The sequence below is a fragment of the Corynebacterium mendelii genome (assembly GCF_017307055.1).
GTDB lineage: Bacteria > Actinomycetota > Actinomycetes > Mycobacteriales > Mycobacteriaceae > Corynebacterium > Corynebacterium mendelii.
Genome location: NZ_JAFLEQ010000008.1, coordinates 85,025 through 101,357, shown reverse-complemented (window position 1 = coordinate 101,357; position 16,333 = coordinate 85,025). Strand labels below are relative to the sequence as shown.

Genomic DNA, 16,333 nt, shown 5'->3' with positions numbered 1-16,333 from the left:
CCACCGGCCGACACTTTGTATATCGCCGGGCAGTGACAGGTGTTTCTCGGCAGCTGTCTGACCCGCTGCCGGGGTTTCCTTCCTTATGTCCGGACCAGCAAGACAACGCCTGCGATCCGGGCGGGCCTTATAGGGTGCCCGCACATTGTTCGGTCCCGCTCCCATGAGGGACCTTGTCGGCTGAAGCCGCCGGGAATCATTTTCTGGGTGATAATCCGAGACTTCTTTGACAAGCCCCACTCTAGTGGGCGCTTTGCCGGAAGGCCAACCCGAAAAAACATGTCTAACCAGTATGTTTTCCATAACAAAGTATTTGCCGGCACCCCCGCGGCTAGTTTGGCCACAAAAAGAACAACAGTCCGGATGGGGGCCACCGCCAAGGGTTTTCCCCGCCAACAGGCATGTAATTACGGCCATGGCAGCCAGGCGGCGGGCCGCGCCGGAGCGCTTCCCGGTCCGGTAACAGGCTCGGCTAGCCCCTTTAGCCATATTCTGCCTCTAGGGCGTGAGCTGCTATAACACAGCAACAGCAGAAGATGCGGCCAGCGTGGTGGATACATTTTCGAATCCAGCACACCGCACACAACGACAGGGCTAAAGGCGTTAGCAAAGGTTCGGACCCGTAGCTGCCCAAAACTAATCAAACCTCCGCCCAAACCCTCCCTTTCGGGGGAGGAATACCCGCCATATGCCGCACCACCCCACACTTCACCCCCGAAATAAAGACTTTTTACCACCCCCACAACGTCCCCCTCTTTTTCCTGAGAATCCCCTTGGCGCAAAGTAACACCTACCCCTTTTAGGGGTCAGTGGCCCAGTGGCCGCCCTTCCGGAGGGCCGGAACGTGGCCGCGGTTGACGGGGATATTCGCCCCGCCCGCGCCCGGGCGCAGGCGTCTGGAAGAGTAAAAAATCCAGGTCGGGTGACGCTTGATCGCCACAGCTGTGCAGCCCATCCCGTGGCCGGTGCATGCCTTTGTCGCAGCGGGCGTGTCCCGCCCGTTGCTGAGAGCGTTCTTACCGGCGCCCACGACCGGCGGAAAGACTGCCCTGGGGTGTTGCTTCCCCCGGGGGCTGAAGCAACCTGGCACAACGAATGGCCAGTCTGGTGGGCCGGTGGTGCTGCCCCACCGGGGTTTCCACTGGCGCCAACAGCTGCTGCCCGGGACACCACAGCGATACCGCTGGCGGCAGCCGGCGGTGGGTTGTCCCGGTTTTTCCGGGCTGGCGGTGGCCGGAATGGGGCCATCGGGGACACCACCGGCACTTTGGCGCTTAAAAAAAATCACCCGCCCACCAGATCACGGGTGGGTGGGTGCGGTAGACACTATCCCGGTGGCCTTGAGCGGGGAGGGTGTGCCACAGGCCCCGGTGTTTTCTTCACCTGTGGGATGTGTGACAGACAGGGCAGATAACAGCGGCCCGGCCCAGCGGGGCGGGGTGGGAAAAAAGATGGCGCCACCGGGTGGACCCTGCGACTTTTTGTCTCGCAGGCCACCCGGTGGCGCCTGTCATGTGTGAAGACCATGCCGGGGACCGGTCACCGCTTGTGCCGGACCCTGGTTTGTTTGGAGACCCCCACAGAGATTTTATGTCACATGACACAAATGGGGTGCGGTGGTGGGTCCCGCAAAAACTGCTGTGCGGAGAAAAACCGCGAGTCCTCTGCCGGGGCGGCCGGTGTTTTTGTTAGACGAGCAGCTCGGCGATCTGGATGGTGTTGAGTGCGGCACCTTTTCTCAGGTTGTCGCCTGCCACCACCAGCACCAGGCCCTTGTTGTCGTCGACGGACTGGTCCTGGCGGATACGTCCCACCAGTGAGGGGTCAATGCCCGCGGCCTCCAGGGGGGTGGGGACCTCAACAACTTTCACACCGGGGGCTTTGGCGAGAAGTTCCGTTGCTTCTTCCGGGGTGATGGGTTTGTCGAATTCGGCGTGGATGGTGAGCGTGTGGCCGGTGAACACCGGGACACGCACACAGGTGCCGGAGACTTTCAGCTCCGGAATGCCGAGGATTTTGCGGGATTCGTTGCGCAGTTTCTGCTCTTCGTCGGTTTCACCCGACCCGTCATCGACGTAGTTTCCGGCCATCGGCAGGGCGTTGCAGGCGATCGGCGCAACATAGGGGCCGAAGTCCCCGGCATCAAGCTTGGAACCGTCATGGGCCAGCTGCTCGAGGATATCGGCGTTGTCCCGCAGCTGCCGGGCCAGGGTTTCCACTCCTGCCAGACCGGAACCGGACACCGCCTGGTAGCTGGAGACATGCAGTTTGTTCAGACCGGCGGCATCATGCAGAACCTTGATCACCGGCATGGCGGCCATGGTGGTGCAGTTCGGGTTGGCGATAATGCCTTTCGGCCGGTTGGTGACTGCCTCCGGGTTCACCTCGCTGACCACCAGCGGAACCTCCGGGTCTTTGCGCCAGGCCGAGGAGTTGTCGACAACAGTGACACCGGCTTCGGCGAACACGGGCGCCCATTTCTTCGACGTCGACCCACCGGCGGAAAACACCGCGATATCGATGCCCGTCAGTGTCTCGACGGATTGTTTGTCCAGATCCTCAACCTCAATGTCCCGGCCCCTGAATTCGAGGGTGGTGCCGGCGGAGCGGGCAGAGGCGAAAAACCGCACCTTATCGGCGGGAAAATCACGTTCTTCGAGAATCGAGCGCATCACCCGGCCGACCTGGCCGGTGGCGCCTACTACTGCAATGGTGGTCATGGGTAAAAAGCTCCTTATGAAACAAGAAAAAATACAGGCAGGTGGTACCAGGTGGGCGCACACCATGCGCCCCACCCAACTCTAGAGCAGCCGGGGGCCGGCACCGCTGTTGAAAGCGGGTATTCCGCCGGAAATCACAGACCGGTTCTACGCCACGGTCACACAGCGGACACACACAGCAGCCGGTGGAGATGACACGGGTGAAAAAACCCGCAGGATCCCTTTGCGGTGTGCGGCCCATCCGGATTCGTGCCCGGGTTTTTTCAAGTGCCCGCGTTGCACACCTGTGGGCCTTCACCGCCGCGGGCGGCAGCCCTGCTGCGGGGGTTTTTCTGTTGGTGTACCCGGCAGCCGGTACACAGGTTGCACCGGCAGGGTTTTTCCACTGCTGGCCTGTGGTGTGGTCCAGCCACAGGGACCACCCGCCGGCCAGGCAGCCGGCAGGTGGTGGTGTGTGTCCTAGCGGCCGGTTCCGGCGTAGACGGTGGCTTCCGTATCGCCGCCGAGTTCAAAAGCATCGTGGATGGCTCTGGTGGCTGCCGCAACATCGGATTCGCGCAGCACCACGGAAATCCTGATCTCAGAGGTGGAGATCATCTCGATATTGATGCCCGCATCGCGCAGTGCCTCACAGAAAGTGGCGGTGACACCGGGATGTGATTTCATGCCGGCGCCGACCAGGGAGACTTTTCCGATCTGGTCGTCGTAGAGCACATTCTCGGCCACCCCTTCGGCCTGCAGTTTTTTCAGCAGCTCCATCGCGTGCGGCCCGTTGGCCCGCGGGCAGGTGAAGGTGATGTCGGTTTTGTTGTCCTTGATCGAGGAGATGTTCTGCACCACCATGTCGATGTTGATCTCCGCGTCCGCCAGCACCCTGAAGATACGGGCGGCCTCACCCGGATTATCGGGGATACCGATGACACTGATCTTTGCTTCGGTCACATCTGTTGCGACACCGGTCAGTACTGCTTCTTCCACGGGGATATCCTCCATTGAACCGGCAACCAGGGTGCCGGGGTCGTTGCTGTAGGACGAACGCACCCTCAAAGGCACGCCGAAAGCGCGGGCGTATTCCACACTGCGCAGGACAAGAATTTTCGATCCGACCGCCGCCAGTTCGAGCATTTCCTCGAAACTCAGCTGGTCGAGTTTCCGGGCATTGGACACAATCCGCGGATCAGCGGTGTAGACACCGTCAACATCGGAATAGATTTCGCAGACATCCGCATCCAGTGCAGCAGCCAGGGCGACAGCTGTCGTATCAGAGCCACCCCGCCCCAGTGTGGTGACATCCCGGGATTCCTTGTTGACCCCCTGGAAACCGGCGACCAGACAGATCGACCCTTCTTCCAGGGCTTCTTTCACCCGGCCCGGGGTCACATCGACGATACGGGCGTTACCGTGGCGCTCGGTGGTCAGCACACCGGCCTGGGAACCGGTGAAACTGCGGGCCGAAGCACCGAAAGACTCAATGGCCATGGCCACCAGAGCATTCGACATGCGTTCACCGGCGGTGAGAAGCATATCCAGTTCCCGGGCCGGGGGCACCGGGTTGACCTGGGCGGCCAGATCAAGAAGCTCATCGGTGGTATCACCCATGGCCGAGCACACCACCACCACATCGTTGCCCTGCTTTTTGGTGGCGACGATTCGTTCGGCTACCCGACGGATGCGTTCGGCGCTTTCCAGGGAGGAACCGCCGTATTTCTGTACAACCAGGGCCACGGTGAGGCCACCTTTCGCTAGGGGGATACGGTCGCATGATAGATATTAGCCGATTGCCGACACCAGTCGCCGACACGCCTGGTGGAAGTGCTTTTCACCCGCACCCCGCATCCCGGCCCCCGTGTCTTTCCCGGGGCCTGCGGCAGCCGTGCCCGGCAGGTGTCCTGCCCCGGTTTTCCCGGGCCGCACACTGCAGCACAACTGGGGTGGCGATAGACTCGTGCGCAATGCACAGCAATGTAATCGCCGCCGGATTCGGGCTGCTGTCCTCGTTGACAATCGCATGGGGAACAGTGGTCCGCCACCGGGTCGCCGGGCGCGTAGAGGTCAAAAAAGAAAAAAGCTCGGGCGCGGCGGCCCGGGCGATGGCCGGTCAACCCATCTGGTGGGCCGGAACGTTTCTGGCGCTTTCAGGCTACGCCCTGCAGGTGGTGGCCCTGGGTTTCGGCACTCTTCTGGTGGTCCAGCCGATGCTGGTGCTGTCTCTTGTGTTCACCCTGCCGATGTCGGCGTGGGCGGAGGGAAGGAAAATCTCCCGGGCGGAAACCACCTGGGCGCTGCTGCTGTCACTGGCTGTGGCGGCGGTGGTGCTGTTGGGCCGGCCCAATCCCGGGACCATCCACCCGCCGCTGTCACGGTGGATACCGGCACTGGGGATTGGCATCGTGGTGCTGTTTGCCCTGGACCGGTGGGCGCACACCCAGTTCAGGCGGCGCAAAGCCATCATATTGGGGACAGTGACCGGCGGTATCTACGGCTATGTGGCCCTGCTGTCGAAAGCAGTCACCGACAATCTGGTGCATGACGGGGTGGTGCAGATGATGCTGTCGTGGGAATTTTGGGCGTTGATCGCCGGGGCGGTGATCGGCACCATCGTGCAGCAGTCCTCCTTCAACGCCGGGGCGCTGAAACACTCACTTCCCGCCATGACCATTGTGGAACCGATGCTGGCCTTCGGCCTGGGCTATGTTGTGCTGGATGAATCCTTCGCGGTCACCGGCGCCGGATGGATTCTCATGATTGCCGCAATCGCCGGAATGGTGGTCTCTGCGGTGAAGCTGTCCATGCTGGGGGCCGCACAGTCCGGCTAGCCTGCGCGAAAAAGCCGATGAGTACCGGGTGGGATGCTCCGTTCAACCGGTACCGGCAACAACCATGGGCAGTGTTGGGACCGTGGCCGCGGTTGATCAGTCCCGGCCGCTGTCGCCCCCGGCATCTTTTTCCAGCTCATCCAGGTTGGCTTCCGGAAAACAACTGCGGATGTTTCCGGAATTGATGCCGCTCCAGTACTGGGGGTGGGTCGGGTAGGTGGGCCTGAAATACAACACCTCCCGGTGGCTGGGGGCTTCTTTCCACTGTCGGATTTTTTCCAGGGCAGCCTGTGCGGCTTGCCGCTTCCACGCATGGTCCTCACCCCGGGCTGTTCCCCACATGGGCACCACCACATCGATTGTCGGGAGCACGGCATCAAGCAGCTTTCCCAGACCTTCGGTGGAAAGCTCTGTGAATTCCCTGACGGCAGGTTCCTCCTTCCGCAGCAGGTCCGCCATCTCCCCGGACTTGGTGCAGACGAAGGAAAACAGATTCACGATGGCAATCGACCGGGCATGCGGGCGGAAATGACTCAGAATCTTCTCTGTCGTGGCATCATTGCCATCGTCCAAATCCGTCGCCGTTGACGGATTCATGCCGATGAAAAGATAATTCTTCCCGCTGTCATTGCCGGGGTATGTTTTGCGCAGAAACCAGCGGACACGCTGTGTCTCCGGATCCGCGGGGTAGACGGTGACGTCTTCTTCATCATCACCTTCTTCATCATCACCCCACGCGGCGAGCGCACCGTTGACACCGCATGCGCGAAGGTGATCCCGCATGGCGGCACGGCGTTGACCAATGGGGAGTTTGTCCGGTTCTTCCTTGCTGTTGGACATGCAGACCTCCTGAACTCTTCCACGGTTCCCTCCCCCGTGGGTGCCCGGGGGCACAGCAAACCGGACTGTGGTGTCCCGCCGCGGGCGGATTGAAACCGTTGGTTGATATGACGTTTGTTATCTCACCACGGCAGCCGTGGCCACTGCCACCGGGGTACCGGCCCGGCGGCAAACCACGGCATGCCGACAACCAGCTGCGGCAGCTGTGACAGGTATCCGGCCAGCAGGGCGATCAGGGTGCTGCCCGTGGCGGCCAGGGAAAACACCCGCCAGCGCTGCCCGGGGGGCATGAGCTGTACTGCAGTGGTGTTATTCCCATCTGTCCGGGACGACAGCGCTGCCGCGCTGTCCGCCATCGGGGAAGACATGGTGTCGGTTCGCGGCGGGACCGCGGGAATCAGGGCGGACGGTGCTGTGGTGACACTGCGCCAGGTCGGGTCAATGAAGTCCGGGCGGCCGTTGGTGTTGTCGTCGGTGAGAATCAGCTTGTTTTTCAGCCCGCCGTCGGCGTACCGGTCGGCCAGGCCGTCACCGTTGGAGTCATAGACCGCGGTAGCTGCGTCGGGGACAAAAGACTGGTCGGCGTTGGCGATACCGTCACCGTTGGCATCCCCCGCACCGTCACCGGCGATGTTGTCGGCCCGGTTGGTGTCCCAGTTGAGCGGATCAAAGGCATAGACCACAAAACCGGCGTCATCGACCACCCCGGCGGCGGCGAGCTCATCGACATTGTTGATGCCGTCACCATCGGCATCCGGGTCGGCGAAGTTGGGTATCCCGTCCCCGTCGGCGTCACTGCGGCGGCCACCGATACGGGTGCCGTTTTCCAGCAGATCCGCGAAACCGGTGGCGTCACGGTCGGTGATCCCCGGATTGGCGATACCGTCCGGCGGGCTGTCGGTGTCGGCGAACATGCCGTTGGGAACAAAGCTTTCCGCCGCGTTTTTCAGCCCGTCACGATCGGAGTCCTCTTCCCCGTCGGGGGTCCCATCACCGTCGGTGTCCCGGTTGGCCGGATCAAGGCCCGCGGCAATCTCATCATTGTTGTTGACCCCGTCGCCGTCGATATCCGGGTCGACGGTATCGGCCAAACCATCCGAATCCATGTCGCCGCCATGCCCGGCATAGCTTTGCTGGGCAAGATCAGCCCCGCCGTCGCCGTCAATATCAGTAACGGCCTGCCGCCCGAAACCATCATCCGACACGTCGGTCAACGGCTGATCCCTCATGCGCCCGGCCGCGTCATCCCAGAAGCGGGGAACATAGGATTCACCGGCATTGGACACCCCATCGGCATCGTTGTCGAGCAGACCATCGGCGTGGGCGGCCGCCGGAAAAGCGGTGGCCGGATCGATGGTTTTACCCGCCCGGGCGGCTGCCGTGTCGGGGCTGAGCGGATCAAGATTGGTGGCCAGCTCATCGGCATTGGACACCCCGTCACCGTCGATATCCGGATCCAGTCCGTTGACCAGGCCGTCACCGTCGATATCACCCACCGGATCGAAGGGAACCACGATAAACGTCGGCGCCCGGCCGGCAGCAGTGACATCGACGGTGGTGCCGTCGGCAAAAGTGACGGTGACCGGAACCACCACCCGGTGGGCGACCGGGGCGAAGCCTGTGGCAGAACCTGCCGCACCCCCGGCCGCGCCGGCCAGCCGGTTGTCGGCGGTGCCGCTGACTGTCACTGTCACCTGGCCGTCGGAGTCCAGGTGCGGTGTGACTCCCCGGGGCGGAACCCAACCGGTTGTTATGCTCACTGCCGCCACCTGCGGCGGAAGTATCCGGCCACCGTTTTTAGGGGTGACCGCCAGCACCGCCGGGGCACTGGTCAGTGGCCCCCGGCCACTGCCGGGGATCAGAGCCATCACCGGCTCCGGGTAGGCGACCCGCCACCGGTCGTTGTCGGTTGGATGATCCCCGGCACCCGGATTGGTGCCGGCTGATCCACCATTGACTGTCACCGCCGTATCCACACCCGCCCCGCTGGTGCGGTTGGTTGCCCGCAGCATCACCGTGAACGGGCCGGTGGGTCCTGGGGCCGATCCGGGCGGGGTGGCGGGCGCGGTGATGGTGACCACCCCGGAGGTTGTATCCACTCTCACCCGCACCCCGGGCTGAAAGTGGTGTGCCGGCCCGACACTGAAATCCCAATCCCCGGCATCCCCGTCGGCAAACACCGGGGACACGTCCACAACCGCACCGGTTGCCAACCGCACCTCCGGGTAGCTGACCGGCCGGGTGTGCGCCGTCACGGCCGCGGTGGGCGGGACCGCCGCCGCCGGTACACCCACAGCCGCCGTCAACAGCAGCGGCAGGCAGGCGGCGGCCACCCGGCGCACCAGAAGACTCCGGTAGGGACAACGATTGACTGCCACGGTGGACTGCTTTCTGTTCAAAGGGCGTGCCCGCAACAGCGGCGCCGGGGTGGGGCGCCACAGGCGCATCCGGGCACTGTGGATGATGGTCTATCCGCTGTCGCCTGCCCATACCGGGGAAGGAGATACTGCGCCAGCCGGGGCGGGGACAGGTATTGCCTTTCCCCGCACCACTGCCGGGGGCAGCCGGGAAGAAAAACTTGCCGTAAAAAATACCGGCAAATCCGGCAGCTTTTCCCACCGCATGCAGCAGAGACTGTCCTGACAGCAGCAGACCGGGCACGATTAGCGGTGTTGCGTTTTTCACGCGGGTGACAAAAAATCCGACCACCGTTCCCACCGGCCGGGGCGGCACAGTTTTTCAGAAAAGTCGGGTCAGGCACAACAAGCGGAAGACCCCGCACACCAACACTACCGTGGCAGGAGACAAAAAGACCGCCAACCATCCCGTCGATCCCGCATGAGGCCCTGCTGGCCCCCATACCGCCCGGGCCGGTAACCGGAAACCACCGCCGGTGCCTGTGCGCCACCACACACCAACACCACACCGTCACCTCCAGCCACACCGGGAACACCTGCCAGGCCACCGGAAGATCACCAGGTCCATCCACCACAGCGCCCGGGGGATAAAACCACAGACAGCTAGCCGACCCGCCGGTAGTGGACAAGCTCCGCCAGAAACAACAGGGAGCGGTGACATGGAGGAATCGTCCCGCTTGAAGCTGCGCGCAGCCATTTCCGGCGCACCCGGGAGGAATGCGGTCCCCGAGGGCAATAACCGCGCCGACGTCAACGGCAACACCGGCGATCCCTGCCGAATGTTTTTTCATCCTTCCTGCCGTTTTTCCCGACCTTTTGTCCGCAGCCTCCTGCCGCCAGCAGTCGCCGGGTGGGCGTTTTCCGGTTTCCCGGAAACGACCAACGGGTGGCTGCGGGGCAATGACTAGGTCCCATGTTTTTTCGTTTCTCCCCGAAACACACCGGGTACAGGACTGTCATCCGGCGGCTATCACGGTCGTCCGGGTAAACAAGGGGTGGCCGGTGAAACGGAAAAATATGCCGTAGTCAGGTGCGAAGCCCCGTGGGGCGATCGCGGCAACCACACCCCACTTTTGGGAATGGGGACGCCGAAAACGCGGCCCGCATCCCCTGCCGGGCGTTTTCCAAACTCCATCCATCCAGGCACCCCGTGCAGGAAAACAACGGGGCGCGCCACCCCCGCAACTAATACCCCTCGGCTATAACAGAGCCGGGGATCAACCTACAGATCACCGTCCGGCCACCACTTACCCCAACCACACTTTTTCCCACTTCATGGGAGTTGTTATTCCATTGTGTGGAACCTGTGGTAGAGTGCGTGCCATGACTTGCATGCGTGCACTACTGCTGATGTGCCGCGGCGGGATTTAAAGCCGGTGCCTTCGGCCCGACACACCCCGGTTATTCAACCGTTCTGGTGAGTGTCCGTGGCCGGTTGTCCGGGCTGCAACGGTTGGCGTCCCCCCGCGGGGTTTTTCGCATGCGCCAACCGTTTTTTCATATCCGCACAGCTGTGCGGCCCCTTTTTCACCCGCCCCCTCACAGTGGCCGCAGAAGCTGGGCCGGTGCTTTTCCCGGCGCCTGCCGCGTGTTGCCCTGCCTGTGCGCATACTGTGGCCGCGGCTGCCGTTCACCCCTCCTGCGCTGCGCCGCGGGAGTTGTAGCCGGGAAACCGACATACCGATAGGGTGGTGGCACCTTCCACCGCCACCCGGTCACCGGCTGTTTTTTCACCCGGCCACCACCAACCACCCGCCAGACAAGAAAGACTGCTTACCCCATGAGCCCCTCAGACACATTCATCTCCGCCCCGGCGGCCATTACCACCCCCACAGGGCAGCGCAATCCCGGCCAGCCGGAATGGAACCGGCAGCGCGGATCCTCGATGCCGGTCCACCGCTACAAGGCTTTCGCCGACGAGGTGGAAAAGATTTCGCTGCCCGACCGCACCTGGCCGGAGAAAACCATCGACAAAGCACCGCAGTGGTGTGCGGTGGATTTGCGGGACGGCAACCAGGCGCTGATCGACCCGATGTCCCCGGAACGCAAGCGGCGGATGTTCCTGTTGTTGGTCGAGATGGGCTTCAAGGAAATCGAGGTTGGTTTTCCCTCCGCCTCCCAGACGGACTTCGATTTCGTCCGGCAGATCATCGAAGAAGACCTCATTCCCGACGATGTGACCATCCAGGTGCTGGTGCAGGCCCGCGAGCATCTGATCCGCCGCACCTTCGAGGCCTGCCGGGGCGCGAAAAATGTGATCGTGCACTTCTACAACTCCACCTCGGTGCTGCAGCGCCGGGTGGTGTTCCGCAAGGACAAAGAGCAGGTCAAAAAACTGGCCACCGATGCCGCTGAACTGGTCAAATCCTTGGCCGCCGACTACCCGGGCACCCACTGGCGCTGGGAGTACTCACCGGAATCATTCACCGGCACAGAGCTGACCTACGCCAAAGAGGTTGTTGATGCGGTCACCGCCGTGCTGCAACCCACCGCCGATGACCCGATGATCATCAACCTGCCGGCCACCGTGGAGATGGCCACCCCGAACGTCTACGCCGATTCCATCGAGTGGATGAGCCGCAACATCAACAACCGGGAAGCAATTGTTCTGTCCCTTCACCCGCACAATGACCGGGGCACCGGGGTCGCTGCCGCGGAACTGGGGTATCTGGCCGGCGCCGACCGCATCGAGGGGTGTTTGTTCGGCAACGGGGAACGCACCGGCAACGTCTGTCTGGTGACCCTGGCTTTGAACATGTTCACCCAGGGCGTGGATCCGCAGCTCGATTTCTCCGATATCGACCACATCCGCCGCACCGTGGAATACTGCAACCAGTTGCGGGTTCCCGAACGCCACCCCTACGGCGGCGATCTGGTGTTCACCGCTTTTTCCGGTTCGCACCAGGACGCCATCAACAAGGGCCTGGATGCCATGGCGGCGAAAATCAGGCCCGGTGCCACCCACACCGATGTTTCCTGGGACCAGTTGCGTCCGGCCGAGTGGGAAGTGCCCTACCTGCCGATCGACCCGAAGGATGTGGGCCGCACCTACGAGGCGGTTATCCGGGTGAACTCGCAGTCCGGCAAGGGTGGTGTCGCCTACATCATGAAGGTGGACCACGGCATCATGATGCCGCGGCCGATGCAGGTGGAGTTTTCCTCCATCGTGCAGTCGGTCACCGATTCCCGCGGCGGTGAGGTCGACTCGAAATCCATGTGGGACATCTTCGCCGTCGAATATTTGGACCGCACCGATGTCATCCAGCCGCTGGATGTGAGCATCCAGTCGATCGGCCGGGAGGGCGACGAAGCGACAATCTCCGTCACCCTGGTTCACGGGGGCGAGGAGAAAACCATTACCGGCCACGGCAACGGCCCGGTCGCCGCCTGGACCAACGCCCTGGAATCCATTGGCGTCGATGTGGAAATCCAGCAGTACAGCCAGCATGCCCGTACCGCCGGTGACGATGCCGAGGCCGGGGCCTATGTCTTCGCCGAAGTCAACGGCACCACCGCCTGGGGTGTCGGTATCGCCGGATCGATCACCTACGCCTCACTGAAAGCTGTCACCTCCGCGGTCAACCGTGCCCTGAGCTGACAGCCCGGCCGCACCCGGCCATCAATCACCGGGCACAGCCGGTGGCGGGGAGAGAATGTTAAAAAACCGCTCTCCCCGCCACCGGCTGCAGTCATGGGCGGGTGCACCGCCGGCGGGCCGGATCTGCCCCACCCCGCTGGTCTCCCCTGTGGCCGGGCCACGGCCGCCGTCTGCCCCCACATGTGCCGGGCCCGGTCTTGGGGCGGTTACACAGACATCCCCCGGGGACCGGGGCGGGGATTTCTAGTCGTCTGGCGTGTTCGCGGCAGTGTCCTCAAGGCGCCGGGCCAGGCCCTCGATAATGAGGTCCAGTTTCTCGTCGAGGAATCCGCGGGACATGTAGGTTTCATCCGGGCGGTAGTAGTCGGTCTCCTCCAGCTGCTGGTTGGTGCGTTCCAGGCCGGATACCCCACTGGCGTCGGGGGTGTTCATCGCGGTGATCCCGATATGCGCGGAGATCACCGTGTCGCTGATGAAATCGAAGGCCAGCAGCGCCTGCTGTTTGGTGAACCCCTCCCGCATGAGCAGAGTGATGAAACGGTTGATGAATTTTTTCACCGGCATGTACGCCCCCGGCAGGGTGAACAGCAAAATATCCAGGCCGGGATAGGCTTCGCAGACATTCCAGATCCGGTCGGCCAGCTGTTTCAGCGCCGCCTGCCACTTCATCGACGGGGACACGTCCCAGTCCACTGATTTCGCGCAGTGCTCCAAACAGGCCCGCACCAGATCGTCACGGGAATCAAACAGCCGGTAGACCGCCGAGGTCGCCACCCCGATTTTTCCGGCGACCTCCGAGAGGGTGAATTTGCCGATACCGATGTCCAGGGCGGCGAAAATAACGTCGGCCCGGGTAAAGGTCGGCTTCGGACCGGTTTTCCGGCCGACCCGTTGCGGCCGGCCGAGGGAACGGGAGTGCGCGGGATAAGACTGTTCCATGGGGTTATTGTGCCACAACAGCAATAGCCCTTCGGATTGTCCACACCCCGGGCTAAGGCTGCGCACCGCACGCCGCACGCCCGGGGTGCCCGGGTGTTTTCCCCGCCACCGCCGCACCCGATAAGCTGTGGTGTTGTGGATGACGCCGCGCAGCAACCCGATGATGACACGGCGGTGACCGGTAAAACCAAACGGCGCATGGAAAAACAGCGCCGCTTGACCCAGGCACCGTTTGTGGTTGTCTGCCTGCAAACCACCGGGATCCACCCGTCGACATCCCGGGTGGTGGCCATTGATGCGGTCACCTTCACCGCGGGCGGGGACAAAATCGATTCCATGCATGCGGTGGTCAATCCGCGCTGCGACACCGGTCCTTTCCACATGCACGGGCTGTCGCGGGCGCAGATTGCCCAGGGGGTGTCGTTCACCCAGGCGTTGGGCCAGTTGTGCGCTTTCACCGACGGGCGCACCATGATCGTCCACAACGGGCCGAGGACCTGGGGTTTCATTGTTGCCGAAGCCGCCAGAGCCAGAAAACAGCTGGATAAACCGGCCCGCCACCGGCGCCGCCGGCGGCGCCCGCCGGCCCGGTACCCGAAACCGGTGGTCATTGTCGATGTGCTGGCCTCAGCCAGACGGCAGGGGGTCACGGTCACCGATACCCGGATCCGGGGACTGGCCGCGGCCTCCGGGGTCGACGGGCCGTCGCCGGTGGCCACCCCGGGGCGGGCGAAACTGGCGGAAAAACGTTTCACCCGGGAATCCACCATGCTGGTGTGGCGGATTTACCGGCGGCTGGCCGCCACCGGCGATATCGCCGCTTTTGACCCGGCCGCGGTACGCGCCGACCGCTTCGGTTTGCAGCGTTCACTGCTCCGCGTCGACGCCAACGACGCCGAGCGGCGTTTCCTCAACCCCGGCGTGTGGACACCGGGAACACCCCTGGTCGAAGGCATGGAGGTGGTGGTCTCCCCGGACATCAGAATGGATCCGGACATCATCATCGAAGCGGCGGTGACCGCCAATTTGAGCTATTCGGAGAAACTGACCCGGCAAACCAGTGTGGTGGTGTGCAACCGGGACAATGAGCTGTTCGGCAAAACTTTGCACGCGGACAGAAAAGACATCCCGCTGGTTGTCGACGAGGACTTTGTTGCGCTGTGCGAATCCGTGGCCCGCGGCAGGCGCAGCTGACCGCCGGGGGCGGCGAAGGGGGAAAACACGGCCGGCATGGTCTGCGCCACCACCGTTTCCGCACATCACCAATGAGATAAGATCCGGTGTTATGAAGTTGCCTGTCCCGAAGTTTCTCTCCCCCGAGACCGCCCACACCGCCCGGGCCGCCGCCGCCGAACACGCGGCGAAAGCCGCGACCTGGGCGTCCCGGGCCACGGGACGCGGCGCCGGCGGCATGATCGGCGGGCTGGTGGCCAAAACCATCGACCCGACAATCATGACCCGGCTGGTCGCCGGACGGCCGGTGGTGCTGGTCACCGGAACCAACGGCAAATCAACCACCACCAAAATGCTGGCGGCCGCCTGTTCGACGGTCGGATCCGTGTGCACCAACTCCGGCGGCGACAATATGGATGCCGGGATCATCTCCGCCCTGCTGGAAACCCCGGGGGCCGACACCATTGTCCTGGAAGTCGACGAACTGCACATCCCGCATGTCGCCGACGCGGTCAACCCCACCTGCCTGGTGCTGCTGAATCTGTCCCGCGACCAGCTGGACCGCTGCGGGGAAATCGGCCGGATTGAAAAAGCCCTGCGCGATACCGTGGCCCGGCACCCGGATATGACGGTGGTCGCCAACTGTGACGATGTGGCCATGACCTCGGTGGCCTTCGACTCGGACAACGTGGTGTGGGTGTCGGTGGGCAAGGGCTGGCTGGCTGATTCCGCATCCTGCCCCCGCACCGGCGGATACATTGTGCACGATGAATCCGGTGACTGGTGGGCGAAAAACACGCTTGACGACGGCCGGGAGTTCCGCCGACCCACCCCCGACTGGATTGTCACCGCCGAGGGCCTGTCCGCCCCCGACGCAACCACCTACCCGCTGGATCTGGCGGTTCCCGGCAAAGCCAACCGGGGCAATGCCGCCCAGGCGGTGGCCGCTGCCGTGGTCAGCTGCGGCGCGGATACCGCGCAGGCGGTCAAAGCCACCAGCCGGGTCCATGATGTGGCCGGCCGCTATGCGACCATCCCGTTTGAGGGCCGGATGGTGCATATGCTGCTGGCGAAAAACCCGGCCGGCTGGCAGGAAGCGTTGTCCATGGTCGACCGGAGCGCCGACGGGCTGGTCATCGCCGTCAACGGCCAGGTGGCCGACGGGGTCGATTTGTCCTGGCTGTGGGATGTCACCTTCGAGGATTTCGGCGACACCCCGGTCATCGCCGCCGGGGAACGGGGAACCGATCTGGCGGTCAGACTCACCTACGCCACCATCGACCACCGGCTGATCCACGACTGCGTGGAGGCGGTGCGGGCCTGTCCCCCCGGCGGGCGGGTCGAAGTGCTGGCCAACTACACCGCTTTCCGGGATTTGCGCAAAAACCTCACCCGGCCCACGCCACCCGATACCGACCGGGCCACCGGCACGCCCGCCGGCGATCCCCGCTCCACCGGCGGGGAGACGGCCGTCGGCCGTCTCGCCCGCTGGGCCAGACGCATGGCCGGGCCGGATGACAATCCACTGGGGGAAACCATCGAAGCCACCATCGTCAATGTCGCCGAGGTCTGCGGGTCGGTCGGCCGGTCGATTATCGGCGCCCCCGCAAAAACCACCGCCCCGCCCACCAGCGGGGAACCTGGTTCCCCCTCCCGCACCGGCCGCCACTGGCTGGACGACGATGATGCCGCCGCAGCCGAGACAGCTGCCGCAGCCGATGACCACGGCACACCCGACACCCCGGCCGATGACGCGCCGCGGTCGGCCGCAGACCACACGGCCGCACCCGCATCCGATACCCCACCGGTGGGGGCGGGCGCCGGGGGGCG

General features: G+C 63.7%; 9 protein-coding genes and 1 pseudogene. 5 read left to right on the top strand and 5 right to left on the bottom strand.

The genetic code is table 11. The features are described 5' to 3' along the window. Window positions 1–1,688 precede the first annotated feature (1,688 nt). Both JZY06_RS03780 and JZY06_RS03775 read right to left on the bottom strand, forming a co-directional pair. The gene (locus JZY06_RS03780) at window positions 1,689–2,720 is read right to left on the bottom strand and encodes an aspartate-semialdehyde dehydrogenase (RefSeq protein WP_207118480.1); all 1,032 of its coding nucleotides are present in this window, start codon (window positions 2,718–2,720) and stop codon (window positions 1,689–1,691) included. A 459-nt stretch (window positions 2,721–3,179) separates the two neighbouring features. Beyond that, window positions 3,180–4,445 (bottom strand): aspartate kinase, encoded by a 1,266-nt coding sequence (locus JZY06_RS03775; protein ID WP_207118479.1) that lies wholly within the window; start codon window positions 4,443–4,445, stop codon window positions 3,180–3,182. A 227-nt stretch (window positions 4,446–4,672) separates the two neighbouring features. Here JZY06_RS03775 and JZY06_RS03770 point away from each other — a divergent pair, with 227 nt between their 5' ends. Next, entirely contained in the window at window positions 4,673–5,536 is an 864-nt protein-coding gene (locus JZY06_RS03770) for a DMT family transporter (RefSeq protein WP_207118478.1), read from the top strand. 96 nt (window positions 5,537–5,632) lie between these two features. Here JZY06_RS03770 and JZY06_RS03765 read toward each other — a convergent pair whose 3' ends face one another. Continuing rightward, the gene (locus JZY06_RS03765) at window positions 5,633–6,376 is read right to left on the bottom strand and encodes a DUF1643 domain-containing protein (RefSeq protein ID WP_207118477.1); all 744 of its coding nucleotides are present in this window, start codon (window positions 6,374–6,376) and stop codon (window positions 5,633–5,635) included. 122 nt (window positions 6,377–6,498) lie between these two features. Then, window positions 6,499–8,754, bottom strand: coding sequence for a hypothetical protein (locus JZY06_RS03760; RefSeq protein ID WP_207118476.1), 2,256 nt, complete (start codon window positions 8,752–8,754; stop codon window positions 6,499–6,501). A 698-nt stretch (window positions 8,755–9,452) separates the two neighbouring features. Here JZY06_RS03760 and JZY06_RS03755 point away from each other — a divergent pair. Then, a complete protein-coding gene (locus JZY06_RS03755) occupies window positions 9,453–9,701 on the top strand; it encodes a hypothetical protein (protein WP_207118475.1) in 249 nt (82 codons plus the stop codon). An 872-nt stretch (window positions 9,702–10,573) separates the two neighbouring features. Next, entirely contained in the window at window positions 10,574–12,391 is a 1,818-nt protein-coding gene (leuA, locus tag JZY06_RS03750; protein WP_207118474.1) for a 2-isopropylmalate synthase, read from the top strand. A gap of 243 nt (window positions 12,392–12,634) precedes the next feature. On the opposite strand, the gene JZY06_RS03745 is transcribed toward leuA, so the two are convergent. Further along, window positions 12,635–13,330: a TetR/AcrR family transcriptional regulator gene (locus JZY06_RS03745; RefSeq protein WP_207118473.1), complete on the bottom strand. Its 696-nt coding sequence runs from the start codon at window positions 13,328–13,330 to the stop codon at window positions 12,635–12,637. A 135-nt stretch (window positions 13,331–13,465) separates the two neighbouring features. Between JZY06_RS03745 and JZY06_RS03740 the strand changes: the two genes are divergently transcribed. Both JZY06_RS03740 and JZY06_RS03735 read left to right on the top strand, forming a co-directional pair. Further along, window positions 13,466–14,524, top strand: a complete 1,059-nt coding sequence (locus JZY06_RS03740) for a DNA polymerase III subunit epsilon (protein WP_330617071.1) — start codon at window positions 13,466–13,468, stop codon at window positions 14,522–14,524. Window positions 14,525–14,615: 91 nt separating this feature from the next. Then, a pseudogene (locus tag JZY06_RS03735) lies at window positions 14,616–15,899 on the top strand (MurT ligase domain-containing protein); the annotation flags it as partial. Window positions 15,900–16,333 lie beyond the last annotated feature (434 nt).

Coding starts and splice junctions, on each gene's coding strand:
- JZY06_RS03765 (WP_207118477.1), bottom strand. CDS start 6,376: ATGTCCAACAGCAAGGAAGAACCGGACAAACTCCCCATTGGTCAACGC.
- JZY06_RS03745 (WP_207118473.1), bottom strand. CDS start 13,330: ATGGAACAGTCTTATCCCGCGCACTCCCGTTCCCTCGGCCGGCCGCAA.
- leuA (WP_207118474.1), top strand. CDS start 10,574: ATGAGCCCCTCAGACACATTCATCTCCGCCCCGGCGGCCATTACCACC.
- JZY06_RS03755 (WP_207118475.1), top strand. CDS start 9,453: ATGGAGGAATCGTCCCGCTTGAAGCTGCGCGCAGCCATTTCCGGCGCA.
- JZY06_RS03770 (WP_207118478.1), top strand. CDS start 4,673: ATGCACAGCAATGTAATCGCCGCCGGATTCGGGCTGCTGTCCTCGTTG.
- JZY06_RS03780 (WP_207118480.1), bottom strand. CDS start 2,720: ATGACCACCATTGCAGTAGTAGGCGCCACCGGCCAGGTCGGCCGGGTG.